The sequence below is a fragment of the Neorhizobium galegae bv. orientalis str. HAMBI 540 genome, from assembly GCF_000731315.1.
Taxonomy (GTDB): Bacteria; Pseudomonadota; Alphaproteobacteria; order Rhizobiales; family Rhizobiaceae; genus Neorhizobium; species Neorhizobium galegae.
On record NZ_HG938354.1, the window covers coordinates 723,560 to 745,985 of the forward strand.

Annotated in this window: 22 protein-coding genes and 2 pseudogenes; 13 read left to right on the top strand and 11 right to left on the bottom strand. The window is 59.9% G+C overall.

Translation table 11 applies throughout. The features are described 5' to 3' along the window. Positions 1–30: 30 nt before the first annotated feature. The 7 genes from RG540_RS25930 to RG540_RS25960 all read right to left on the bottom strand — a co-directional run bounded on the left by RG540_RS25930 (position 31) and on the right by RG540_RS25960 (position 7,750). Complete coding sequence (locus RG540_RS25930) at positions 31–735, bottom strand: IS6 family transposase (protein ID WP_041364794.1); 705 nt, start codon at positions 733–735, stop codon at positions 31–33. Positions 736–992: 257 nt separating this feature from the next. Then, the gene (purU, locus tag RG540_RS25935; RefSeq protein ID WP_041364795.1) at positions 993–1,877 is read right to left on the bottom strand and encodes a formyltetrahydrofolate deformylase; all 885 of its coding nucleotides are present in this window, start codon (positions 1,875–1,877) and stop codon (positions 993–995) included. A 114-nt stretch (positions 1,878–1,991) separates the two neighbouring features. Then, positions 1,992–3,074, bottom strand: a complete 1,083-nt coding sequence (locus RG540_RS25940) for an ABC transporter permease (RefSeq protein WP_041364797.1) — start codon at positions 3,072–3,074, stop codon at positions 1,992–1,994. Between the two features lie 21 nt (positions 3,075–3,095). Further along, positions 3,096–4,649 (bottom strand): sugar ABC transporter ATP-binding protein, encoded by a 1,554-nt coding sequence (locus RG540_RS25945; RefSeq protein ID WP_041364798.1) that lies wholly within the window; start codon positions 4,647–4,649, stop codon positions 3,096–3,098. Positions 4,650–4,712: 63 nt separating this feature from the next. Next, positions 4,713–5,636 (bottom strand): sugar ABC transporter substrate-binding protein, encoded by a 924-nt coding sequence (locus RG540_RS25950; protein WP_041364800.1) that lies wholly within the window; start codon positions 5,634–5,636, stop codon positions 4,713–4,715. A gap of 112 nt (positions 5,637–5,748) precedes the next feature. Beyond that, positions 5,749–6,561 carry a TIM barrel protein gene (locus RG540_RS25955; RefSeq protein ID WP_041364802.1) on the bottom strand — a complete coding sequence of 271 codons (813 nt, stop codon included), beginning with the start codon at positions 6,559–6,561 and terminating at the stop codon, positions 5,749–5,751. Positions 6,562–6,718: 157 nt separating this feature from the next. Beyond that, positions 6,719–7,750 (bottom strand): LacI family DNA-binding transcriptional regulator, encoded by a 1,032-nt coding sequence (locus RG540_RS25960; RefSeq protein ID WP_041364804.1) that lies wholly within the window; start codon positions 7,748–7,750, stop codon positions 6,719–6,721. 172 nt (positions 7,751–7,922) lie between these two features. Between RG540_RS25960 and RG540_RS25965 the strand changes: the two genes are divergently transcribed. From RG540_RS25965 to RG540_RS33240, 5 genes and pseudogenes are all read left to right on the top strand, one after another. Next, positions 7,923–9,014, top strand: coding sequence for a fatty acid desaturase family protein (locus RG540_RS25965; protein ID WP_041364805.1), 1,092 nt, complete (start codon positions 7,923–7,925; stop codon positions 9,012–9,014). Positions 9,015–9,060: 46 nt separating this feature from the next. Further along, positions 9,061–9,375 carry a MocE family 2Fe-2S type ferredoxin gene (locus tag RG540_RS25970; RefSeq protein WP_041364807.1) on the top strand — a complete coding sequence of 105 codons (315 nt, stop codon included), beginning with the start codon at positions 9,061–9,063 and terminating at the stop codon, positions 9,373–9,375. Between the two features lies 1 nt (position 9,376). Further along, positions 9,377–10,597 carry an NAD(P)/FAD-dependent oxidoreductase gene (locus RG540_RS25975; protein WP_244446768.1) on the top strand — a complete coding sequence of 407 codons (1,221 nt, stop codon included), beginning with the start codon at positions 9,377–9,379 and terminating at the stop codon, positions 10,595–10,597. 25 nt (positions 10,598–10,622) lie between these two features. Continuing rightward, complete coding sequence (locus tag RG540_RS25980) at positions 10,623–11,417, top strand: 3-methyl-2-oxobutanoate hydroxymethyltransferase (RefSeq protein ID WP_041364808.1); 795 nt, start codon at positions 10,623–10,625, stop codon at positions 11,415–11,417. A 59-nt stretch (positions 11,418–11,476) separates the two neighbouring features. Continuing rightward, positions 11,477–11,682 (top strand): annotated as a pseudogene (locus tag RG540_RS33240) (IS110 family transposase); the annotation flags it as partial. Here RG540_RS33240 and RG540_RS33630 read toward each other — a convergent pair. The 3 genes from RG540_RS33630 to RG540_RS33255 form a co-directional block, all read right to left on the bottom strand. Next, complete coding sequence (locus RG540_RS33630; protein ID WP_041364809.1) at positions 11,673–11,942, bottom strand: hypothetical protein; 270 nt, start codon at positions 11,940–11,942, stop codon at positions 11,673–11,675. The pseudogene RG540_RS33240 and the gene RG540_RS33630 overlap by 10 nt on opposite strands. A gap of 193 nt (positions 11,943–12,135) precedes the next feature. Beyond that, positions 12,136–12,276, bottom strand: coding sequence for a hypothetical protein (locus RG540_RS33250; protein WP_244446796.1), 141 nt, complete (start codon positions 12,274–12,276; stop codon positions 12,136–12,138). A 186-nt stretch (positions 12,277–12,462) separates the two neighbouring features. Next, on the bottom strand, positions 12,463–12,960 hold the full coding sequence (locus RG540_RS33255; RefSeq protein ID WP_051909800.1) for an alpha/beta fold hydrolase: 498 nt from the start codon (positions 12,958–12,960) through the stop codon (positions 12,463–12,465). 201 nt (positions 12,961–13,161) lie between these two features. Here RG540_RS33255 and RG540_RS25995 point away from each other — a divergent pair, with 201 nt between their 5' ends. The 7 genes and pseudogenes from RG540_RS25995 to RG540_RS26025 all read left to right on the top strand — a co-directional run. Continuing rightward, on the top strand, positions 13,162–14,385 hold the full coding sequence (locus RG540_RS25995; RefSeq protein WP_041364810.1) for an ATP-binding protein: 1,224 nt from the start codon (positions 13,162–13,164) through the stop codon (positions 14,383–14,385). 370 nt (positions 14,386–14,755) lie between these two features. Then, positions 14,756–14,941, top strand: coding sequence for a tautomerase family protein (locus RG540_RS26000; RefSeq protein ID WP_041364811.1), 186 nt, complete (start codon positions 14,756–14,758; stop codon positions 14,939–14,941). A 402-nt stretch (positions 14,942–15,343) separates the two neighbouring features. Next, positions 15,344–16,327, top strand: coding sequence for an ABC transporter substrate-binding protein (locus RG540_RS26005; RefSeq protein WP_041364812.1), 984 nt, complete (start codon positions 15,344–15,346; stop codon positions 16,325–16,327). 76 nt (positions 16,328–16,403) lie between these two features. Continuing rightward, the gene (locus tag RG540_RS26010) at positions 16,404–17,228 is read left to right on the top strand and encodes an ABC transporter permease (protein ID WP_046600733.1); all 825 of its coding nucleotides are present in this window, start codon (positions 16,404–16,406) and stop codon (positions 17,226–17,228) included. Beyond that, positions 17,225–17,953, top strand: coding sequence for an ABC transporter ATP-binding protein (locus RG540_RS26015; RefSeq protein ID WP_041364815.1), 729 nt, complete (start codon positions 17,225–17,227; stop codon positions 17,951–17,953). Before RG540_RS26010 ends, RG540_RS26015 begins: the two co-directional genes overlap by 4 nt. Positions 17,954–17,963: 10 nt before the next feature. Further along, complete coding sequence (locus RG540_RS26020; protein WP_041364816.1) at positions 17,964–19,301, top strand: LLM class flavin-dependent oxidoreductase; 1,338 nt, start codon at positions 17,964–17,966, stop codon at positions 19,299–19,301. Positions 19,302–19,475: 174 nt separating this feature from the next. Continuing rightward, positions 19,476–20,366: pseudogene (locus RG540_RS26025) on the top strand (TRAP transporter substrate-binding protein); the annotation flags it as partial. A 75-nt stretch (positions 20,367–20,441) separates the two neighbouring features. On the opposite strand, the gene RG540_RS26030 reads toward RG540_RS26025, so the two are convergent. Continuing rightward, a complete protein-coding gene (locus tag RG540_RS26030) occupies positions 20,442–21,074 on the bottom strand; it encodes a TetR/AcrR family transcriptional regulator (RefSeq protein ID WP_041364818.1) in 633 nt (210 codons plus the stop codon). Between the two features lie 89 nt (positions 21,075–21,163). On the opposite strand from RG540_RS26030, the gene RG540_RS26035 reads away from it, so the two are divergent. Beyond that, positions 21,164–21,937 carry an SDR family oxidoreductase gene (locus RG540_RS26035; RefSeq protein WP_041364820.1) on the top strand — a complete coding sequence of 258 codons (774 nt, stop codon included), beginning with the start codon at positions 21,164–21,166 and terminating at the stop codon, positions 21,935–21,937. Positions 21,938–22,426 lie beyond the last annotated feature (489 nt).

Consider the following 22,426-nt stretch of genomic DNA (forward strand, 5'->3'; position numbering starts at 1 on the left):
CAACGGCAGTGAATGCTCTTGTCGGTGAACTCAGGCAATTGCAGCGGTCACGGCATTCCACTGCGCCATGGCGCGGATACGATGAATTTGGATGGCCAAGGCTGAGTGCTTCTGGAGCGGCGGGACGAAAAGATTTCGGACTGCTGAAAAGACCGAGATGAAGCGTTGCAAGCCTCCGGCGGATCGGAAGCCCTGCATCATCCACTCACGTTTTCGAAGCGGCACGTGAGAATTCTTGGCGCGATTGTTCAGCCCTTTGTGCGATCGATGTTCGACGCCGGGCATTACGTCCCGTTTTGCCGCGCCGTATGAGCGTAGTTTGTCGGTAATGATGCGCTTCGGCGACAGGCCCTGTTTCTTCAGCAGCCTGACCAGCAATCGCTTGGCAGCCTTGGTATCGCGGCGCGTCTGAACGATCTCGTCGAGAACGTAGCCGTCCTGGTCGACCGCACGCCAAAGCCAGTGTTTTCGGCCGCCTATCGAAATCACAACCTCGTCCAGATGCCAGATGTCCTTTCGCGACGGCTTCTTTCTGCGCAACTGTTTCGCATAAGCCACCCCGAATTTGCGGCCCCATCGCCGGATCGTTTCGTAAGAGACGACGATGCCGCGCTCCAGCAATATTTCCTCGACGAGCCGCAGGCTCAACGGGAACCGGAAATATAGCCACACCGCATGTGAGATGATCTGCCGTGGAAAGCGGTGGTTCTTATAATTGATAGTCGTCGAGTTCATCCTCGCCCAATAATCCGTCAACAGTTAAACTGCAGACAACGTGACATCGCCTGTTTACCTACTGCTGCGAGCCGTCATGCACCCGATAACCCCCCCGCGAAAACCTATTTATCGGTACGGCAAAGTCCCATCCTTAGCTTGATCGATCTCACCCTTGCCATCCCTTAGTTTGCAGTGAGTTGCTAACCGATCCGGGCTTGGTCGGGTACCGGACGGTCCAATCGCCGAAGTGACCGGGAAGCTGCGGTCCAGATCCGTTAACCCATCCGCTCGGAGGCATAGGAACCCGGGCTCGGCGGGAAGACGACGGTACGATTGCCGTTGATGAAGGTACGGTGATGGATATGGGCGTGGATGGCGCGCGCCAGGACCTGGCTTTCGACGTCGCGGCCGAGAGAGACATAGTCTTCCGGAGACTGCGCATGGGTGACACGCACCGTGTCCTGCTCGATGATCGGACCTTCGTCGAGATCGGCGGTGACGTAATGGGCCGTGGCGCCGATCAGCTTCACGCCACGTTCGAAAGCCTGCTTGTAGGGATTTGCGCCCTTAAACGATGGCAGGAAGGAATGGTGGATGTTGATGATCCGGCCGGACATCTTCTGGCACATCTGATCGGACAGGATCTGCATGTAGCGGGCAAGCACGATGAGTTCGGTGCCGGTCTGTCTGACGAGGTCCATGATGCGCGCTTCGGCCTCCGGCTTGTTGGCCTCGGTCACCGGAATATGATGGAAGGGGATATCGTGATTGACCACGACCTTCTGGTAGTCGAAGTGGTTGGAGACGACGCCGACGATCTCGATCGGCAGTGCGCCGATCTTCCAACGATAGAGCAGGTCGTTCAGGCAATGGCCGAAGCGCGATACCATAAGCAGGACCTTCTCCCGCCTGGCGGCATCATGCAGGCTCCAGTCCATGCCGAAACGCACGGCAATGGCGGGGAAGCCCTGTGCGAGCTTTGCTTCATCGGCCTCTTCCTCGGAGATGAAGGAGACGCGCATGAAGAACCGATAGGTGCCGAGGTCGTCGAACTGGGATGAATCCACGATGTTGCAGCCCTGATCGGCAAGATAGCTGGAGACTGCAGCGACGATGCCGCGGGTCGACTGACAGGAAATGGTCAAAACATAGGTCTTCATGGTCATCTCGCGAATGGCCTGTGACGGCGTCATCTAAATTGTAAGACGGGTGCATAGGGGGAGGCGGTGCAGGTCGCTCGGAACCAGCACCGCCTCGGCGCCTGGGGAGGTTCTTCAGGCGCGGGATTTCTTGCGTTGGCGGTGCACGTCAATGACGACTGCCGCGACGATGATCGCGCCCTTGACGATTTCCTGATAGTAGGCACCGACCTTGAGGAAGGTGAAGCCAGAGGTCACCACACCGAGAATAATCGTACCGATTACCGTCCCGGTGATCCGGCCGACGCCGCCGGAGAGCGAAGCGCCGCCGATGACGGCCGCCGCGATGGCGTCGAGTTCGAAGGAGACGCCCATGTTCGGCTGGCCGGACTGGGCGCGGGCAGCGAGCATAACGCCGGCGAGGCCGGAGAGAAGGCCGGCGACCGCATAGACCTTGATCAGGTGCTTGCCGATGTCGATCCCCGAGACGCGTGCAGCCTGGCTGTTGGCGCCGATGGCATAGGTGAACTTGCCGTAGCGGGTATAGGACAATGCGACGTGGAAGATGATTGCCACGACGAAGAAGACGATAACCGTTCGCGGGACGGGAAAGCCCCAGAGACTGAAGCTCTGGCCGAGCCAGGCGAAGTTTTCGTTGAGCAAAGCGACGGGTTGGCCTTCCGTATACCACTTGGCCAGGCCGCGGACTGAAACCATCATGCCAAGAGTGGCAATGAAGGGTGGAATGCCTGTCTTGGCGATGAGAAGGCCGTTCAGAAAACCCAGGAATGCGCCGAGCAGCACGCCGACCAGAAGCGGCCAGAACGGGCTTGAATCGATGAACCAGTCCAGGCCGAAAGCGGCATATTCCGGTTGCAGGAAGACGGCACGGGCATTCAGCGAGGTCTGGGCGAAGCTTGCAGCCACCATGGCGATAAAGCCGACCATGGAGCCGGACGAGAGATCGACACCACCGGTGATGATGACCTGCGTCACGCCGACGGCGATGATCCCCGTGACAGCGACCTGCAGGACGATGATGGACAAGCGCTGCTTGTTCGCCAGAAAGCTTTCGCCCACGACGTACCAGCCGATCACTTCGAAGATAAGGGCGATCCCGATCAGGACGGCGAGGATCGAGAATTCCGGCGGAAGTCGCCGAATTTTCTTCAAGCCCGTCTTGGAGGTCTCCCCCAGTTCGTTGATGGCATCAGACATGATTTTCTCCCGGCTGTGCCGTCAGCGCGACGCCAGCTCCATTATCTTGACTTGATCGGCTTCTGCCCTGTCCAGAATGCCTGTGACCCGCCCCTCATGCAGCACGACGATGCGGTCACTCATGCCGAGCACCTCCGGCATCTCCGACGAGATCATGATGATCGCCACACCTTGGCCCGCGAGCTGCGAGATCAGCCGGTGGATCTCGGCCTTGGCGCCGACATCTATGCCGCGGGTGGGTTCGTCGAGGATCAGGATCTTCGGATTGGTCATCAGCCAGCGACAGATCAGCACCTTCTGCTGGTTGCCACCCGACAGGTTGATGATCGGCTCCCGCATGTCGGGCGTGCGGACCCTGAGACGGTTGGCCATGTCGGTGGCCGCCTTCCGCAGCTTTTCCTGCTGTACGAAACCGAGCTGCACATAGCGCTTTTGCAGCACCGCCATCTGCGCGTTTTCCTGGATGTCGAGCAGCAGGAAACAGCCGGTCTCCTTTCGATCCTCCGTCAGAAACGCCATGCCGTGCGCCATGGCGACGGACGGCGAGGAGACGGTCAATTGCTTGCCGAAGAGCTCGATCGTCCCGGAACTTGCAGGGGTCACGCCGAAGATCGTCTCCGCGACGTTGGACCGGCCCGAGCCGACGAGGCCGGCAAAGCCGAGGATCTCGCCTGCCCGGAGATCGAAGGACACGTCGCGGAAGACGCCGGTCAGCGTCAGCCCTTTTACCGACAGCACGACGTCGCCGATCTGCGCCGGTTCTTTCGGGAACATCTGGGTGATCTCGCGCCCGACCATCATGCGGATGATGTCTTCGCGGGTCACCTCCGAGGAGTTGCAGGTCGCAACGTACTTGCCGTCGCGAAAGACGGAGAACTCGTCGGCGATCTCGAAGAGTTCGTTCATCTTGTGGGTGATGTAGATGATGCCCTTTCCTTCCTCGCGAAGGGAGCGGATGATCCGGAAGAGGTGGTTCACCTCCCTCTCGGTGAGGGCAGATGTCGGTTCGTCCATGATGAGGACATCGGAATCGAAGGATACGGCCTTGGCGATCTCGACCATCTGGCGGTTGGCCACGCTGAGCTTGCCGACCTTGATTTCCGGATCGATCTCGATCCCGAGGCGCTCAAACAGCGCGTCCGTCCGGCGGTTCATTTCGGCATGGTCCACGATACCGAAACGCCCGAGCGGTTCACGACCGATCCAGATGTTTTCCGACACGGTCATGGGCGCCATTAGATTCAGCTCCTGATGGATCATCGCGATTCCGTTCTGAAGCGCGTCGAGCGGATTCTTGAGGCGGATATCGACGCCACGCAGTTTGAATGAGCCACTGTCGGGCGTGTAGATGCCCGCGAGGATCTTCATCAGCGTCGACTTGCCGGCGCCGTTCTCGCCCATGAGGGCATGCACCGTCCCGCGTTTCAGCTTCAGCTGCACGTTGTCCAGGGCAACGACCCCTGGAAATTCCTTGCGCACGTCCTCGACTTCCAGAAGATATTTGCTGCCCGGGACAGCGCCGCTCCTGCGAACGGCCTCCATGGTCTGCGGACTGATGATGCGTTCAGCCGACATGGTGGTCCTCCTCCACGAGAGTGATCCGCTGCCTCGCAAGACAGCGGATCGGCCCATCCTCGGTCAATTCTTCGTCGTGAACTTGGTCATGTTTTCAGGCGTCACGAGCTGGAACGGGATCCAGACCTTGGCGTCCACTTTCTCACCCTTGGCGAGCTTTATGGCAGCGGCGACCGCACCCGAGCCCTGGCCGAAGGCATCCTGGAACACGGATACATCCAGATTGCCTGCCTTCATGTAGGCAAGTGCTTCCTGGGTGGCATCGATGCCCGCTACGACCACGTCTTTCATATTCCAGCCGGCGGATTTCATGGCGTTGATCGCGCCAATCGCCATGTTGTCGTTGTTGGCGATGACAGCCACCGGCTTGTGACCGGCCGCGATCCAGTTGGTCATCAGGTCCTGAGCCTTGACCGGATCCCACACGGCCGTCTGCTGGTCGAGGATCTTGATGCCCTTGCAGTCCGGCGTCGCGATCACGTCGTGGATGTCCTTCGTGCGCTGGACGGCAGCCTGGTTGGCAAGATCGCCGACCATGACAAGGATATCGCCCTTGCCGCCCAGGATGCGACATACTTCCTTGGTCTGCAGCGTGCCGGACTGAACTTCGTCGGAGGCGACGAATGCCCCCTTGGGGCCAAGCTTGTCCACGTCTGCCGGCATCCGGTTGACGTAGACGATCGGGATCCCGGCATCGTTCGCCAGCTTCGTCATCGGCGCCGTTGCCGTGGTGTCGACGGCATTGACGATGATCGCATCGACCTTCGAGGCGATGAAGTTCTGGATCTGGGATAGCTGCTTCTGAACGTCGTCATCCGCGATCTCGATCTGGACCGGCTGCTTTGCATCGGCCGCAGACTTCTCGATACCCTTGCGCAGAACGGTCAGGAACGTGTCGGAATTGGCCATGGACACGCCAATATTGCCTGCATAAGCACTCGATGCCATCAGAACCCCGAGCACGGCACCCGCCAAAAATGTCTTCATCTCTTCCTCCTCTGAAACGGTGCCCGGCGAACACCTCAAAAAGCCGGTCGCCTCCTCCCCGAAGGCAATCTCAAGAACCGGTCCGGTCACTGCCACCGGATCGGTGAAGACGTCAAAGTCTGTCCCGGATCAGGTCCATGCTATTGCGGATCATCGCTTGCGGATCGCTCGATGCGTGAACGGATGACGCGAACGGTTCGAACGAGAACGGGCCGGGATAACCAGCATCGACGAGCGCACGGATTTGACCGATATTGTCCAGCCGGTCCCGTGCCGTCACCATCACGCGATGCGGGTCGCGCATGGCGTCGATGCTGACCTCCTGGTCATCGACGCCTGAAATGTGCACCAGCCCCGTCAAATCCGGAAATATATCCGGCTCGCTAGCCAGCACGTGGTGGAAAGTGTCATGAACCAGCTTGAAGCTTTGGCGGCCATCGATCGCGGCAATTGCTTCCGCTGCTTCTTTCTTGGAGCGAAGCGAGCAGATCTGGAAACCGAGCGGCTCCACGAGTCCGATGAGGTTATTGTCCTGCAGGATAGGTTTCAGTGCCTTGAGCGCAACGCGCAAATTCCCCTGACGCTCTCCCTCCAGCCTGCCGCTTCCATCGTTGACGGGCACGAGAACCAGAGCTTTTGCGCCGCAGGCAGCAGCATAGGCGGCCAGTTCCCTGGCTTCCGCTTCCCGTTCCAGCGTCCATTCGTTGAAGCGCTGCAGGGCATTGATCGAAATGATTTCGGTTCGGTGCGCCTTTGCCAGGTCGCCGACCGTCTCAGGTGAAGTCCCGTCGAGCATGGCATTACCCGCAAGATCGTTGCGGATTTCGAATTGCCGAACACCGAGCGATATGCCCAGTTCGAAAAAAGCGCCGAGCGGCATGTGTGGCGCAACCATGTGGTTGAGCGCGAAGGTAAGCGCGGCCATGAGTTCTCCCGAAGTTTGGCGCGGCCGGCTTTCCTCCTCCGTCCCGCCAAACGAAGTCATCAGGTTTCGTGGCGTTCGTCAAAGAAGAAATAGCAACATTCTATTTCATTCATGAAAGAATTTGAGGATTGTTATGATGGTTTTCCATCATCGCGGCTCAGATATTTTCCGGCACGTAAATTTCGAGCGGCAGGAAAGTCTGGCCTGGCGCCGTCGCGGGACCGGTATCCACCGCCTCGACCATTAGCTGGACGAGTTCGCGGCACAGATTGGCAAGCGGTGTCGCAATCGCCATGGTCACGATCTCATCGGCCAGCGCTGCGCGGGAAATTGGCGTCAGTTCGTTGACGACGATAACGTGCTTGCCGCCGAGCTTTTCTTCCCGGATGGCGGAGATGGCGCCTTCCATTCCGCCGCCGGCAACATAGAAACCCACAAGATCCGGATGGCGGTGCAGCAGATCCAGCGTGGCTTCATGGGTGATTTCAACCGTTTCCAGGTTCACCAGCGTGTCCAGAACCTCGAAGTCGGGAGCGTGTTCGCGGAAGTAGGACCGAAAGCCGATCTCGCGTAATTCGTGACCGTGAAAGCGGTGACTACCGACGAAAACAGCCACCTTCCCCGGGTTTTTCGCAGCCTTCGCGATCATCCAGGCTGCCGTTCGACCGGCCTTGCGGTTATTGAGCCCGACATAGCCCTCGCGGATGCCGGAGGCGAAATCAGACAGGAGTGAGAATACCGGGATGCCCCTTGCCTTCAGTTCCTCCGCTGTCACCGTCAGGGCTGGGTAGTCCGGGGATGTCATGGCGACCGCCTGATTCCTGGCGCCGACCTCTTTCAGCTTGTCGGCCAGTTCGCTCGGTGTCTGGTTGGCGCAGAATTCGATCTGGGCCACGCCGCGAATGCAGGGATGATTCTGGACGGCGATCTCCAGCTCCCGCTTGAAGCTCTGGTAAAAATGGTGGTTGGGCTTCTGCAGGATGAAGCCCAACCGGTATTGCGGCAGCCCCTCGAACACTCGCTGCCGCAGCAATCCGACGGCATGGAAGCCAATCTCGTTTGCCGCGTCATAGACGCGCCGCGCCGTGTCCTCGCGCACCTTGTGCCGCCCGTTCAGCACGCGGTCCACGGTTGCGACGCTCACTCCCGCAGTCTTGGCCAGATCCGCGATCGTCGGTCTTGATCCCATCTGTTCCTCCTTCAAGTGAGACCTTTCTATCATGGAGTAAATCAAGAATGATAGACTTTGATAGAATATATCATGCGTGGATTGTGATCTGTCAGAACAACGATAATCCTCAAGATCAGATTCCATGCGACGCCTTTGATGGCGACCGCATCGAAACCGATGGAGGAGATCGATGGCGAGGACGGCGGCAAAGCGTGACTACAGCCTGCTTGGGCGCGATGCGCAGGCGGCGGTGGCCAACGGGCTCGCGGCAGCGCAGTGGTATCATACCGAGGTGCCGCGCAAGCAGATGAAGGAATTGATGAAGCGGGAGGATGGGCCAGCCCTCCGGGACACGGCGATCTGGCTCGGCTGCTTGGTCGTATTTGCAGGGCTTGGCATCTATTTCTGGGGCAGCCTCTGGGCGATCCCTTTCTTCCTCGCCTACGGCGTGTTCTACGGGTCCGCCTCGGACAGCCGCTGGCATGAATGCGGTCATGGCACGGCGTTCAAGACGATGTGGATGAACAACCTTGTCTACCAGATCGCCTGTTTCATGATCATGCGCAATCCGGTGACCTGGCGCTGGAGCCATACCCGGCACCACACCGATACGGTTATTGTCGGCCGGGATCCGGAAATCGCGGTGATGCGTCCGCCGGATCTCCTGCGGCTGATCCTCAATTTGTTCGGCCTGCTGGATGCCTGGCATGCGGTGATCGACATGGTCCGCAACGCGTTTGGCGTCATCAGCGCCGAAGAGAAGATCATTATTCCGGAGACGGAGCAGTCGAAGGCGATCCGCGTCGCGCGCATCTGGCTCGCGATCTATGTGGCGACCGTCGCACTCGCGGTCGGCCTGAATTCGATCCTGCCTCTGGTGCTGATCGGCATGCCGCGCCTTTATGGTGCCTGGCACCATGTCATGACCGGCCTGTTGCAGCATGGCGGCCTTGCCGACAACGTCATCGACCACCGGCTAAACAGCCGCACGGTCTACATGAACCCGATCAGTCGCTTCATTTACTGGAACATGAACTATCACGTGGAGCATCACATGTTCCCGATGGTGCCCTATCACGCGCTGCCGAAGCTGCACGCGATGATCAAGGACGATCTGCCGGCACCGAACCCGTCGATCCTCGACGGTTATCGCGAGATGATCCCGGCCTTCCTGCGCCAGCTCCGGAACGAGGATTACTTCCTGAGGCGCGAGTTGCCACCGACGGCAAAGCCCTATCGCGAAGACTTCCACAGCGACGCCATGGCGCCAGCGGCGGAGTGACGCCGGCGTCCGACAAAAACAAGCCATAAAGGGGGAGGAGAGCCCGATGAGCACCTGGATCGACGTCTGCGACAAGGACGAGATCGACGAAGAGGATGTCATCCGCTTCGATCACGACGGCAAGAGCTACGCCATCTATCGCAGCCCGGAAGACAGTTTCCACGCGACCGATGGACATTGCACGCACGAGAATGTTCATCTGGCCGATGGTCTGGTGATGGACGACATCATCGAATGTCCGAAGCACAACGGCCGCTTCAACTACAAGACCGGCCAAGCCAAGGGCGCCCCCGTCTGCGTCAACCTCAAGACCTATGCGGTCAAGGTCGATGGTGGCCGCGTCTTCATCCAGGTCGGCTGAGATGGGTGACAAAGGCATGGTGATCGTCGGCGCCGGCGAAGCCGGCGTGCGGGCGGCCTTTGCCCTGCGGGAGCGGGGTTACCAGGGAACCGTCACGCTGATCGGCGACGAGCCGCATCTCCCCTACGAGCGTCCACCCCTGTCGAAGGGGGGCGAGGAAGCCGAGACCGTCCGGGCGATCGTCGCAAACGAACGTTTTGCCGAGGCGGGGATCACCTTTCTGCGAGGCCATCGGGCTATCTCGGTCGACCCGGCACGCCATGCGCTGCTATTGGAAGCCGGCGAAACGCTGTCCTACGAACGGCTGCTGCTTGCAACCGGCGCCGCACCGCGCCCGTTCCCCGGCATTGGCACGAGTGATCGCATCCATGTGCTGCGGACCGTCGAGGACGCCTCCGCCATTCGTCGTCATATGCGGGGGGATGGCCGCTTGGCCATTCTCGGCGGTGGCTTCATCGGGCTCGAACTGGCCGCGATGGGCCGGAAACTCGGGACGGCCGTCACCTTGTTTGAGGCGCAAGCGCGCGTGTTGATGCGCGGTGTTCCCGAAAAGCTCGCGCTCGCCTTGCAGGCACGGCACGCGGCAGAAGGCGTGGAACTCCTCTGCGGCGTGGGGATCGAGACCATCGCCGATGGCGAGAGCGGCGTTACCATCGGGTTCGCCGATGGTCGCCAGATCAAGGTCGATGCGCTCGTGGTCGGGATCGGCGCCCAGCCCAACACCCGTCTTGCCGCAGAAGCAGGGCTTGCGATCGACAACGGCATTGCCGTCGACCGCCATCTGGCGACCAGCGATCGGCACATCTTCGCGGCCGGCGACTGCTGCTCCTTTCCCGTCACCGCCTATGGCGGCCGGCGCGTCCGGCTCGAATCCTGGCGCAACGCGCAGGAACAGGGCAGCGTCGCGGCGGCCAACATGCTGGGAGAGGCCGCATCCTTCGATGCGGTGCCCTGGTTCTGGTCGGACCAATACGACCTGACGCTGCAGGTAGCCGGCTTGTCCGACGGCGCAACATCGACCATCGGCCGGACGCTGTCGCCGGAGGCCGAGATCCTGTTTCACCTCGATGCGGATGGGCGATTGCTGGCAGCCAGCGGACTTGGCCCCGGCGGTGCCGTTGCCCGCGACATTCGGCTTGCCGAGATGCTGATCGCCAGGGGCACGCGCCCCGATCGCGCGGCACTCGCCGATCCTTCCGTCAAACTGAAATCCCTTCTGTGAGCGCGTGGCGCCAAAGGATGCACCGATGAAATCCCACCGTCCCACCGTTGCCGATATCCTGGCGCTCAAGGGCAAGCGCCAACTCAGCATGCTTCGTGTCGTCACGCTCGAGGAGGCGGAGGCCGCCGAGAGGGCCGGGATTGAAATGGTCTCCGTGCCGCCGGCGCTTCTGGGGCCTGCGTTTCGGGAGGTGGCGCCAAGTGTCTTTGCGGTGCCGGGGCTTGAATATGGCGACTTCGTCACGACGGAGGAATATCTGCGGGCGGCCTTCAAAGCGATGCGCGCCGGTGGCGACGCCGTCTATTGCGCGGCGAGCCTCCGGATCATCCGAGGGCTCAGGGACGAGGGCATTCCCGTCTGCAGCCATGTCGGCCTCATTCCCTCGAAGGCAACCTGGACCGGTGGCTTCAAGGCGGTCGGCAAGACGGCCGACAGCGCGATGGCTATCTGGAATGCCGTCAAGGCCCTCGAGGAGGCTGGTGCCTTCGCCGCCGAAATCGAGGTGGTTCCCGCCGAAATTGCCTCGCTGATCAGCGCCCGGACGTCTCTCTTCATGATCTCGATGGGGGCGGGCGCCGGTTGCGACGCGCAATATCTCTTTGCCGATGACGTGCTCGGACAGAACCGCGGGCATGTGCCCCGACATGCGAAGACCTATCGCAACTTCGCTGCCGAATTCGACCGCCTGCAGCACGAGCGCATCGCAGCCTTCCGGGAATTCCGGCAGGACGTTGAGAGCGGAGCCTATCCGGCGGAGCCGCACAATGTCGGTGTGGCGGGCGAGGAACTTGCCCGTTTCCGCGATAGGATCAACGGCTGACCAAGCCACAGGAGGTGGCATGAAAGAGGCCGCGCCCGCTGAGAGAACGGATCACTGAGATGCAGGTGATGATCGAGAGACAGTCACACTTCCAGCCTTTCGGCTTACCTTATTGGGGTTTCGCAGATCTCAATAAGGGAGTTGGAAGCATGACCGCTTCTTACAGCCACCTTGTTGTTGAGGACAGCAGCGGGAAGACGCTGAGATCCGACCAGGTGAAGAACGATCGCCGTTGCTTTGCGGATTTCTCGCTCGCTATCGCCAGCGATGACAGTGAATTTTCCCCTTTTTGGCGCGGGCCGCATCGGCCGGGCGCATGCCAAGGCGGTCAGCGCCAATCCGGATGCGCGGCGAGCCGCCGGGGCCGACGCCTTGCAGGCTGCTCCAGTCCATTGCCACCCGATAAGGTGCCGTTCGCTCGGCGCAGCAGTTATCGCGGCAGCATATGCTGGACGTGTAGGGGGAATCGATTTCCTTCGCGACGATGTGGTTGAACAAGTCAATCTCGTGCTGGGTGAGCGGCATGAATGGCTTATCAAGTCGTCTGGAATGAACGTGGATTCTGCTTGGTCGGGAAGCGCTTCGGGAATGTTCAGGTCGGACATCAAATTCATTTCGGTTTCAAGGCGGACATGGCTCTTGCGGCAAGGTTCGGTGCTGATTGACACCCGTTATCGACGTCAGACGCTTTTGATCAGCCGTTTCCGGCTGGCGCAGATCAACCGGAAGAAAACGCTGCGTCACCGAAGAATTCGGCCAGTACTTTCGTCGTTTCGATGGGATACTCTTCAGGAAAGAAGTGACCGCCCGGCATCGAGTGACCGACGACATCGCCTGCGAATTGTTGCCATAACGCCAACGGCCCTCCGTCGCTGGTATACCAGGTGGCTAATGCACCGGTTCCGCTCCAGAGGGCCATGAGTGGGCAACGAATACGGCGTCCAGCGATTTGATCTTGGACGTCATGCTGGCGATCGACGGTTGCTGCAGCACGATACTCCTCGCAGATCGCGTGAACATGGTCTGCATTTCTGAGCGCCTCGACTTAGGCCTCTCTGATCTTTGGCGGGAACGCCGCGGCGGAAGATCCCAGCCTGTAAGCGCATCGTCGATAACAGCCTCCGGTGGCATCGGCGATCAGTCTTTCCGGCAAAGGCTCGGCTTGCGCCAGTAGGACCCACGGCCAAAAGCCTAACGCAAATCGGTCGTCAGCTTGATCCCAGACGGTGGAGGTAGGGACGATATCCAGAACGGCAAGCTTTCTTATCACCGCCGGATGATCGAGCGCCATGCGGTAAGCGACACGGCCGCCCCGGTCATGGCCACCGATCATGAACTCGTTGAAGCCGAACTTTTCCATAAGCTCGACCATCTCGGCCGCCATCGCGTGTTTGGAATAGGGGAGGTGATCGGGGGTGGAAGGAGGGCAAGCGCCGGCGCCATATCCACGCAGATCGGCACAGATGACGGTGAACTCGGAGGCAAGCAGAGGAGCGACGTCGCGCTGTTTTCGCCTCGCTCCGGATACCCCTTCGCTGAGCATCAGCTAAGCCAGTTCCGGTGCCAATGAGCGAAGGTTCAGCAGTGCCTGCGTGACCTCACACCTCCTCCATGCCGCAATCTGGCGTGCCGCCTAGTTTTGGTTCTGGTTTCAATCAGTCGCCATCTGGATCTCAGATGGTCATTCCTTGACTTTCAATCGGTCATCCTCATAGTTTCAACCGGTTATCAAAGGAACGAAGCTATGCCGCTGTATCCAAGGCTCGTTGAGCAACGCGTTGCCGACGCCATGTCAGACACGCGAGTCGTGCTGATCGTGGGTCCCCGACAATCCGGAAAAACAACGTTGGCGAAGAAGATGGCCAACGAGGGGATGGAGTATTACACGCTGGACAATGCGACGACGCTCAGTGCCGCGCGACGGGATCCAGTAGGCTTTGTAAGAGGAATGGATCGCGCCATTCTCGATGAAATTCAGCGCGCTCCCGAGCTGTTGTTGGCGATCAAGGAAAGCGTGGATACCGATGAGCGTCCAGGGCGTTTCCTCCTGACCGGTTCAGCCAATCTCATGACGCTGCCACGCGTCGCAGACTCGCTCGCAGGGCGTATGGAGGTCGTCCAATTGCTGCCGCTCGCTCAAAGCGAGATCAGAACGGCCGGTGGAAGTTTTTTGGTCGACGCCTTCCGAAACGAAGCTAAAGCCGGACAACCAATCGTTGGTGATGACCTGGTGGCTGCAGTTCTGGCAGGTGGATATCCGGAGGCATTGGGTCGCAAAACCTTGAACCGCAGACAGGACTGGTATGGGGATTATATCCAAGCGATCGTCCAACGCGACGTGCGCGATGTCGCGCAAATCGAGCAGATCGCGCAGATGCCGCGCCTGCTACGCATTCTGGCGGAACATTCGGGACAACTCGTGAACTATTCCGGAATTGGCGCCGCCATCGGGATGAACCACGTCACCACGCAAAAATACGTTGCCATATTCGAAAGCCTATTCCTCGCCAGAACGATCCAACCCTGGTTTTCCAACAAACTGAAACGCCTGACCAAGACCCCCAAAATACATTTCCTCGATTCTGGTCTTCTCGCCTCACTTCGCGACCTCTCTCTCGAGAGACTCCGGGATGACAGAGGGCCGTTCGGAGCGTTGCTGGAGACTTTCGTCTTTGGCGAGATCCTTAAACTCGCCAGCAGCGGACATACCCGCTTTGAGTTTTCACACTTTCGCGACAAGCAGCTGAACGAAGTCGATATCGTCATCGAAGACAGAAGAGGGAGGGTTGTCGGTATCGAGATAAAAGCGGCAGCATCCGTCTCGACTTCCGATTTTTCCGGATTGCGAATGTTGGCCGAAGCATGTGGAGAGCGGTTTGTTTCAGGCATGGTCCTGTACGACCATGACAAGGTGGTTCCGTTCGGGGAGCGCCTGTCCGCCGTGCCAATTTCGGCATTGTGGCGTTAGCGCGTAGGAATTTAGCTTCAGTCTCCAGACTGGAGCATTCTTGAACTTCGACCGTTTCGTTAAAATGGACCTCCGGTTCGATTCCCGTCGACTGCAAGCAAGGTGTAGAATGGCGGGGTCGCAGGTTCCACTCCCATCAAGGCGCCAAATCCGGACCCGCTACGCAATTTGGGTCCCGCCATTTCTCTATGGCTTGGAGATTGCCCATTAAGTGGTGTAGGGCTCAAGCCTACAGCCGGCTGATTAAGGGTCAGCAGCTTTGCCAGCCGAGGTAATGACGCCATGTGCTTAGGCGCATCTCTTCGCGGAACTGGGGCTGTTCAGATCGGTAGCGAGTGAATATGTTTCTGGAAGAAACAGGAGTATCGTAGTGCCCGAAGTTCACGTTTTTTGCGCAGCTGGTCGAACACGAGACCAAAAAGTCAGGCTGATGAAGAAGATCACGGATGCGGTGGTCGAGGAGTTTGGCGCATCGTCGGGATCAGTGACCGTGCAAATTATCGAAGCTCCTCTTGCTGACAAGATGAAGGGTGGGATACCTTTCGACGAGCGGTGATCTCCAGGCGCAGACGCGATCAAGGGAGCCCTCCAGATAGAGCAGTCGTCTCTCAAGCTCTAAAAATGGGACGCCACGCCTCTGTCGGAATAGAGTGGCCGGAAGTCGTATCCTCCACGAACCCACGGCAGCAAGTTACCGGTCCCACGACCGCTATCGGGGTATCGGGTCAAGCGCCCTCGAATGCGGTCGCGTATCCGTGGGCGCTCTGACTTTGCGATTGATCGCCGGTGACTATGAGGCGGGCGTTCCGGATCGTTTATCCAGTTCTGAAGCGGGTCCGAAACGTTTTTGTCACGAGCGGTCGTTTTTAGAAAAATAATTTTCTTATAAAATCTATCGTTTCACTGCATTTTTATCCCCGGCGGTGTTCATCACCGAGTGTTAGCTGGGGACAAACCTGTGAACAGACGTACATTCCTATCCTTTGCCTCCGCCCTTTCGCTCGGTCTCGCGTTTGGCCGCCAGACCGAGGCAGCCCTAACGGTCGATCCCAACACCATGCTTGCCGTCGCGGACCAGAGCGAATTCGTTCGCCATCTTCTCGATGCCAGCGGCGAAGCACCGAAGCTCGAATTCCAGGCGAGCTTTCCGAATTTCGCCGGTGGTCCCGCTATTCTCGAGGCGATGCGGGCCGCTGCGCTGGATATCGCCTATGTCGGCGATACGCCGCCAATCCAGGCGCGCGCGGCCGGCACGCTTCTGCCGATCATCGGCACGTTTACGCGAGAGGTGGCGCAATATCGCCTGACGAGCCGTCCCGGACTTGTCATCAACAAACTGGCGGAGCTCAAGGGCAAGAAGCTCAGCTATGTCGAAGGCTCCGGTCGGCAGGCTTTCCTGATCGAGGCGCTGAACCGTGCGGGTATTTCGCTCAAGGATGTGGAACTGGTTAATCTTCGCGTAGCCGACCTGCCGGACGCTGTCCGTTCCGGTGCAGTCGACGTCGCCGTTTTGACCGAACCGCATGTTACTCGCCTCACCAAGCAGGTCGGGGCTTCGCCGGTTCTCGATCCGGTCGAGCGCCAGATCCTGCCGAGCACCAGCTATTTCTACGCCCGCCCCGCTGCTCTGGCTGATCCGAAGAAGGTCGCGGCCATCGAAAGCTTCCTCGGCGCGTTCGCCCGCGGTGCCAATTGGGCGAATGCCAACAGGCAAGCTTGGGGAAAGTTCTATTACACGGATTTCCAGCGCATTTCACCCGACGATACGGCGGTGATCCTGGCCGCGGAATCGCCGCTTGTCCTGCAGACCTCGGTAGAGGCCATCCCCCATCACCAGAAGCTGATCGACATTCTCTATCAGGCCGGGTCGCTCAAGGAACGTTTCGACGCCAAGACGTCGTTCGTCAGCACATTCGACCCGGTCATCGTAGCTGCGCGCTGATGCCGCTTTCGATCTCCAGAGAACACGAGGAGGAACCGTGACGGACTTCATTTCATATCCATATCTTTCGGGGCGCTTGGAAAAGACACAGTCTGCCGGCGATCAGCAGTCAGAAGTCGGCAAGGCTGTCCGTTTGACGCCGAGGCGGCTTCCGACCGGTGCAAGGCTGATCGGTCCTCTCCTCGTTCTGATCGTCTGGGAAGCGGCTTCCCGCCTCGGCATCTTGTCGCCCTACACCCTGACGGCCCCGTCGGCCGCGGTGGTGACCGGATACGGAATGCTGGCCGACGGCACGCTTTTGCCGCACCTGCTGGCTTCGGCCGGGCGTGCCTATGCGGGACTTTTTCTCGGTGTCACGGTTGGGGTCATCCTCGCACTTCTGTCCGGCCTGACCCAAAGCGGGGAGGCGCTGATCGATGGCGTGGTGCAGATCAAGCGCGCCGTTCCGACGCTGGCGCTCGTCCCGCTCGTCATCATCTGGCTCGGCATCGGCGAGGCGATGAAGATCTTCCTGATCTTCACCGCGGTTCTGGTGCCAGTCTATATCAACACCCATGCGGCGTTGCGGGGAATAGACATCGGCCATGTGGAACTGGCCCGGACGCTCGGCCTCACCCGCGGCGAGTTCATCAGGAAAGTGGCGCTGCCCGGCGCTCTGCCCGGTTTCTTCGTATCGTTGCGGTTGGCGGTTACCCTTTGCTGGACGGCGCTCGTTGTCCTCGAGCTCATCAATACCCAGACGGGGATTGGATATCTCATGAACCGCGCCCGCGACTGGGGGCAGACTGACGTCATCGTCGTCGGGATCTTCATCTATGCCATCCTCGGAATTGTCTCCGATACCGTCGTACGGCTGATCGAATCCCGGGCATTCGCTTATCGGAGGGCATTGGGAGCATGAATGTCCACACCTCTTCGTTCTCGTCCGTTTCGCTCCGCAACCTGTCGCGCGGTTTCAGCGACAAGACTATCCTCAAGGATATCACGCTCGAGATACCCAGGGGGCAGTTCGTGGCCCTGCTTGGCGAATCCGGTTCCGGCAAGACGACCCTTCTTCGGGCGCTTGCCGGGCTGGACGATGATGCGGTGACCAAAGGAGAGTTCCGCCGACCGGCAAACACATCCGTCCTGTTTCAGGATGCTCGATTGCTGCCCTGGATGAGCGTCATCGACAACCTGACGCTCGGATTGCGTCGGTCCGACGCGAAAGCAGCGGCTCTCGCCATGCTGCAAGCGGTGGGGCTGGGCGACAAGGTCCATGTCTGGCCCTCCACCCTGTCCGGCGGCCAGAAACAGCGGGCGGCGCTGGCAAGGTCGCTGCTGCGCCGGCCCGAACTGCTTCTGGCGGATGAACCGTTCGGTGGTCTTGACGCGCTGACGCGGATCCGCATGCACGGTCTCTTGTTCCACCTGGTCGAACAAAACAAGCCGACAGTCGTTCTCGTGACGCATGACGTTGACGAGGCGCTGCTGCTTTCCGACCGAATTCTGGTCCTGAAGGACGGGCGGATCGCCGAGGATCATCAGGTCGAGCTGACCCATCCGCGCAGTCCCGGGCACCCCGCCTTCATCGAACTCCGCCGCATGCTGCTCGCCAGCTTCGGCGTCGAACAGAACCTCATCTGAGAGAAATCCTATGACGCGCCAGCTGCACTTCAATCTATTCCTGATGCCCCGCGGCCACCACGAGGGCGCATGGCGTCATCCGGATTCCACGCACCGCGCCCTTACCGATCTGGAACTCTATGTCGAGGCTTCGCGGATCGCCGAGGCCGCCAAATTTGACGCGGTGTTCCTCGCCGATGCCCTGGTTGCTCCCAATAACGGCGGACTGGTCGCGAGCGGCTCAATGGAGCCGATTACCCTCCTGTCGGCACTGGCTGCACGGACCGAGAAGATCGGGCTGATCGGCACCGCTTCGACGACCTACAGCCTGCCCTATACGCACGCCCGGCAATTTGCTTCTCTCGACCACTTGTCCGGCGGACGAGCAGGCTGGAATATCGTCACATCCTGGGCTCCGCAGGCTGGCCTCAATTACGGTCTGACAAAGGATATCAGCCATGGCGACCGTTATGAGATCGCCGAGGAATTCGTCGAGGCCGTCGACGCCTTGTGGCGGAGCTTTCCTTCCGAGGCGATCCGCGACGACCGGGAGACTGGGCAGTATCTCGATCCCTCGCTCATCCAGCCGGCCAATTACAACGGCGCGCACTACCGCACGCAGGGGCCGCTGAACGTGCCGAGCAGCCCGCAGGGTCGTCCGGTTTATATTCAGGCGGGTCAGTCGGATTCCGGTCGCGGCTTTGCGGCGCGATGGGCGGAGGCGATCTTCACCGCGCATCTTGGAAAGGAGACGGCGCAGTCCTTCTATTCCGACGTGAAGGGGCGGGCTGTCGGTTACGGCCGTCGCCCGGAGGATATCCTCGTTCTGCCGGGCATCAGCGCCGCCATCGGATCCACCACGCATGAAGCCCAGCAGGTGTGGGAAGAACTTGACGCGCTGACGAGCCCCCAGATCGGGCTTGCACGCCTCTCGGCTCGGTTTGGCGGCCATGACTTTTCCGGGATCCCGCTCGACCGTATTCTAACGCAAGACGATTTTCCGGATCCGGCGCAGGTGGAAGCCTCGAAGAGCCGCGCAACCGGTTACGTCGATCTTGCACTGAAGGAGGGCCTGACGCTTCGCAAATTGCTCCAGAAGCTTGCCGGCGCAAGAGGGCACTTTACCGCGACAGGCACACCGGAGCAGGTAGCCGATATCATCGAGGACTGGTTCAAGACCGGCGCCGCGGATGGCTTCAACGTGATGCCGCCGATCGTCAACAAGCAGTTCGAGTTGTTTTCAACCGAAGTGGTTCCTATCCTACGCAAGCGGGGTCTCTTCCGTACCGACTATGAAGGCAGTACCTTGCGTTCGCACTTCGGTCTGGGGGCGGTCGGGGCGAAGGTACCGTTCGCTAGGACTGCTTAAGGCGGCGAGTGTTTCCGGGCGTCGATTTGCTCTGGCGCAGTGACGCCAGAACCCGTGAGCGGGTGCCGGTGTTGGCGATAGGCCGGGTATAAAGGCGGCGAACTGGTATCTGCGACTTTGGTCATGTGGCGGAGATGATCGCGGCGCATCTCGTGCTGCCGAGAGGAGGCGACTACCACTGCCTCGCTGCTGGGCGACGACAAACCGGAATCGAAGATCTGGGTGAAGATCGGCGAGCTGGTGGAAGCCAAGCTGCCGGGCCAGTTCAAATTCAACGTCGTCAAGAACGGCGCGCTCGGCGGCGAGAAGGAAGTGGCCGAAGGTGCCCGCCTCGGTGCCGTGCAGGCAAGCCTTTCGACCGTCTCGTCGCTGTCGGGCTGGGTGCCGGAACTGCAGGTCCTCGATCTGCCGTTCCTCTTCCGCGACGCAGCACATGTCCGCAAGACGGTCGATGGCAGCATCGGCGCCGACCTCAAGCAGAAGCTCGCCGCGCAGAATTTCGTGATCGGCGACTTCATCAACTACGGCGCCCGCCATCTGCTGACCAAGGAGCCGGTCACCCGTCCGGAACAGCTGAAGGGCAAGAAGATCCGCGTCATCCAGAGCCCGCTGCACACCAAGCTGTGGAGCGCCTTCGGCACCGCACCGGTCGGCATTCCGATCACCGAGACCTACAACGCGCTGGCGACCGGCGTTGCCGACGCCATGGACCTCACCAAATCCGCCTATGCCGGCTTCAAGCTCTATGAAGTCGTGCCCTACATGACCGAGACCGGCCATATCTGGGCGTCCGGCGTCATCTATTATTCCGCAAGCTTCTGGAACCAGCTGAACCCCGAGCAGAAGACGGTCTTCCAGGAGGCCTCGAAGGAAGGAGCTGCCTATTTCAACCAGCTCATCGTCGACGACGAGGCGGCATCCGTCGCGGTGTCGCTGAAGAATGGCGGTAAGCTCTTGAAGCCGGAAGTCTTCGAGGAATGGCAGAAGGGCGCGCAGGGAGTGTGGCGGGATTTTGCCACAATCGTCGGTGGCATCGACAGGATCAACGCAATCCAGTCAGCCTGACATCTGCTCTGCCCGGTTGCTGGCCACCAGATCGGCAAACGCGCCGACGAGCCATTTTCATGATGTCTGCGGCGGTCATAAGTTAGCCGCTCCATCATGACGCTTCCCAGGCCAGGCCGTGAGCGCGAGATCGATCAGCCGCTTCAGCCGGGCATTGCAGGCGCCATCGCAGGCCTGTGCGGACATGCCCTGGATAATCGCACCATAGAAGCGCGCGAGCGTATCGGTATCGGTTTTGGCCGGCAATTCGCCTTCCTCGACGGCACGGTCGAAGCGGGCTTTGAGGGTCTGCATCGACGTCTCGCGCAATGCTGCCGTCATCCGCGCGACCGACGCATTCTCTTCCGCATGCTGCAGGACGGCCGTCGAGACCATGCAACCTCGCGGCTTGTCCGGCTGGGTGTCACCGTCAGCTATATCGTAAAGGTAGAGGCTCAGGGCTTCGTGAACCGGGAGGTTGGATGCTAAGATTTCCAACCGGCGGCTGTTTTCACGGGCAATACTGAAGTCGAGCGCCTGACGGTACAATTCCGCCTTAGAGCCGAACATCGAATAGAGAGTCGGCGGGTTGATCCCCATGGCCTTCGTGAGGTCGGCGGTCGAGGTTCCCTCATAGCCGCGTTCCCAGAACAAGCGTGCCGCGATGTCGAGCCCGACGTCGCGATCGAGCGCGCGCGGTCTGCCTCGTTTGCGGACTGGCATTTCCATTAAAATAGCGATCCCTATTAATGTCGTTGACAGATGGCGTACAGCTCATATTATAGAGATCACTATTTAATTTAGCAACGGAGTGATCCATGTCGCAAAGACTAGCAAACAAGATAGCTCTCATTACTGGAAGTTCCCGCGGTATCGGCCGGGCGGTTGCTCTTGCGTTTGCGAGGGAGGGTGCCGCGTTGATTGGCGTGCACTACACCGCAAACGCGGAGGCGGCCAATGCCACCGTCCGCGACATCGAGGCGCTTGGTGTCAAGGCCGTCGGTGTGAAGGCTGATCTGAGACAGGGCAAGGACGCGGCCGACAGCCTCTGGGCGCAGTTCAGCGAAGCCGCGCGTACCGAGACGGGCTCGTCCGCTCTCGATATTCTGGTGAACAATGCCGGCATTGCGCCCGCGCTGCCGTTGAAGCAGACGAGCGAAGCTGCTTTTGACGAGGTAGTGACGATTAATTTTAAGGCGCCGTTCTTCCTGATCCAGGCCGTGGCCGACCATATTCGTGATAACGGGCGCGTCATCAATGTCTCCACTGGGTTTACGCGGATCGCGGCGCCGACCCATCCCGCCTATGCGGCCTCCAAGGGGGCGCTGGAGACATTGACACTGGCGCTGGCACCTGAATTTGCAGCTCGCGGGATCACGGTCAATGCCGTGCTGCCGGGGGTGACGGAGACGGATATGAATGCCGAGTGGCTGGCATCGCCGGATGCGCGCGCCGGTGCCGAAGCCCTCTCGGTCTTCTCACGTGTCGGACAGGCCGAGGACGTCGCCGACGTCATCGCTTTTCTCGCATCGAACGACTCGCGTTGGACAACGGGCCAGATGATTGATGCGACGGGTGGCGCCCGGATCTAATCCGTCCCGAGCCTTTGCTATGTTTGCAGCCGTTCTAATCAAGCGACATAGCGGGTATTCTTTACGAGGTGCCGGTTGAGGTCCGGTCCCCCGTCAGTCCACCAAACCGGATCGCGCTCGCTGAGCGCGATCTTGCCTTCATCGACCCGTCGGCGAGCTTTCGCCAAGTGGGCGGGTTCATTCCTTGCATCTCGAATGGCCCGCCGCGTCGACATCAACTCATCGCCAGGCTGGTCTAGTCTCGTCCACTAGAGCTGGATCGCTCTTGCCCCAACGCGCCGCCCACCGCGCATTTTTTTCGGTGGAGGTTGAAAGAGTTGCCTTAGGTTCAGATCCTTTCACATCAGGTTTTTTGTCAATCGTTCATCCGAGTGGCATCGAATTTCTCCTTGGTAAGCGGATCCCGGTCTGAGCCCATAGTAATTACCGGCCCGATTCTCGGGCCTATACAACCTCACATCCGGTCGCCGTTCTTAGCGGCTGCACCAT

Excerpts from the sequence above, each read along its gene's own strand:
- RG540_RS25930 (WP_041364794.1), bottom strand. The coding sequence starts at position 735 with ATGAACTCGACGACTATCAATTATAAGAACCACCGCTTTCCACGGCAG.
- purU (WP_041364795.1), bottom strand. The coding sequence starts at position 1,877 with ATGAAGACCTATGTTTTGACCATTTCCTGTCAGTCGACCCGCGGCATC.
- RG540_RS25940 (WP_041364797.1), bottom strand. The coding sequence starts at position 3,074 with ATGTCTGATGCCATCAACGAACTGGGGGAGACCTCCAAGACGGGCTTG.
- RG540_RS25945 (WP_041364798.1), bottom strand. The coding sequence starts at position 4,649 with ATGTCGGCTGAACGCATCATCAGTCCGCAGACCATGGAGGCCGTTCGC.
- RG540_RS25950 (WP_041364800.1), bottom strand. The coding sequence starts at position 5,636 with ATGAAGACATTTTTGGCGGGTGCCGTGCTCGGGGTTCTGATGGCATCG.
- RG540_RS25955 (WP_041364802.1), bottom strand. The coding sequence starts at position 6,561 with ATGGCCGCGCTTACCTTCGCGCTCAACCACATGGTTGCGCCACACATG.
- RG540_RS25960 (WP_041364804.1), bottom strand. The coding sequence starts at position 7,750 with ATGGGATCAAGACCGACGATCGCGGATCTGGCCAAGACTGCGGGAGTG.
- RG540_RS25965 (WP_041364805.1), top strand. The coding sequence starts at position 7,923 with ATGGCGAGGACGGCGGCAAAGCGTGACTACAGCCTGCTTGGGCGCGAT.
- RG540_RS25970 (WP_041364807.1), top strand. The coding sequence starts at position 9,061 with ATGAGCACCTGGATCGACGTCTGCGACAAGGACGAGATCGACGAAGAG.
- RG540_RS25975 (WP_244446768.1), top strand. The coding sequence starts at position 9,377 with ATGGGTGACAAAGGCATGGTGATCGTCGGCGCCGGCGAAGCCGGCGTG.
- RG540_RS25980 (WP_041364808.1), top strand. The coding sequence starts at position 10,623 with ATGAAATCCCACCGTCCCACCGTTGCCGATATCCTGGCGCTCAAGGGC.
- RG540_RS33630 (WP_041364809.1), bottom strand. The coding sequence starts at position 11,942 with ATGCCGCTCACCCAGCACGAGATTGACTTGTTCAACCACATCGTCGCG.
- RG540_RS33255 (WP_051909800.1), bottom strand. The coding sequence starts at position 12,960 with ATGCTCAGCGAAGGGGTATCCGGAGCGAGGCGAAAACAGCGCGACGTC.
- RG540_RS25995 (WP_041364810.1), top strand. The coding sequence starts at position 13,162 with ATGCCGCTGTATCCAAGGCTCGTTGAGCAACGCGTTGCCGACGCCATG.
- RG540_RS26015 (WP_041364815.1), top strand. The coding sequence starts at position 17,225 with ATGAATGTCCACACCTCTTCGTTCTCGTCCGTTTCGCTCCGCAACCTG.
- RG540_RS26020 (WP_041364816.1), top strand. The coding sequence starts at position 17,964 with ATGACGCGCCAGCTGCACTTCAATCTATTCCTGATGCCCCGCGGCCAC.
- RG540_RS26030 (WP_041364818.1), bottom strand. The coding sequence starts at position 21,074 with ATGGAAATGCCAGTCCGCAAACGAGGCAGACCGCGCGCGCTCGATCGC.
- RG540_RS26035 (WP_041364820.1), top strand. The coding sequence starts at position 21,164 with ATGTCGCAAAGACTAGCAAACAAGATAGCTCTCATTACTGGAAGTTCC.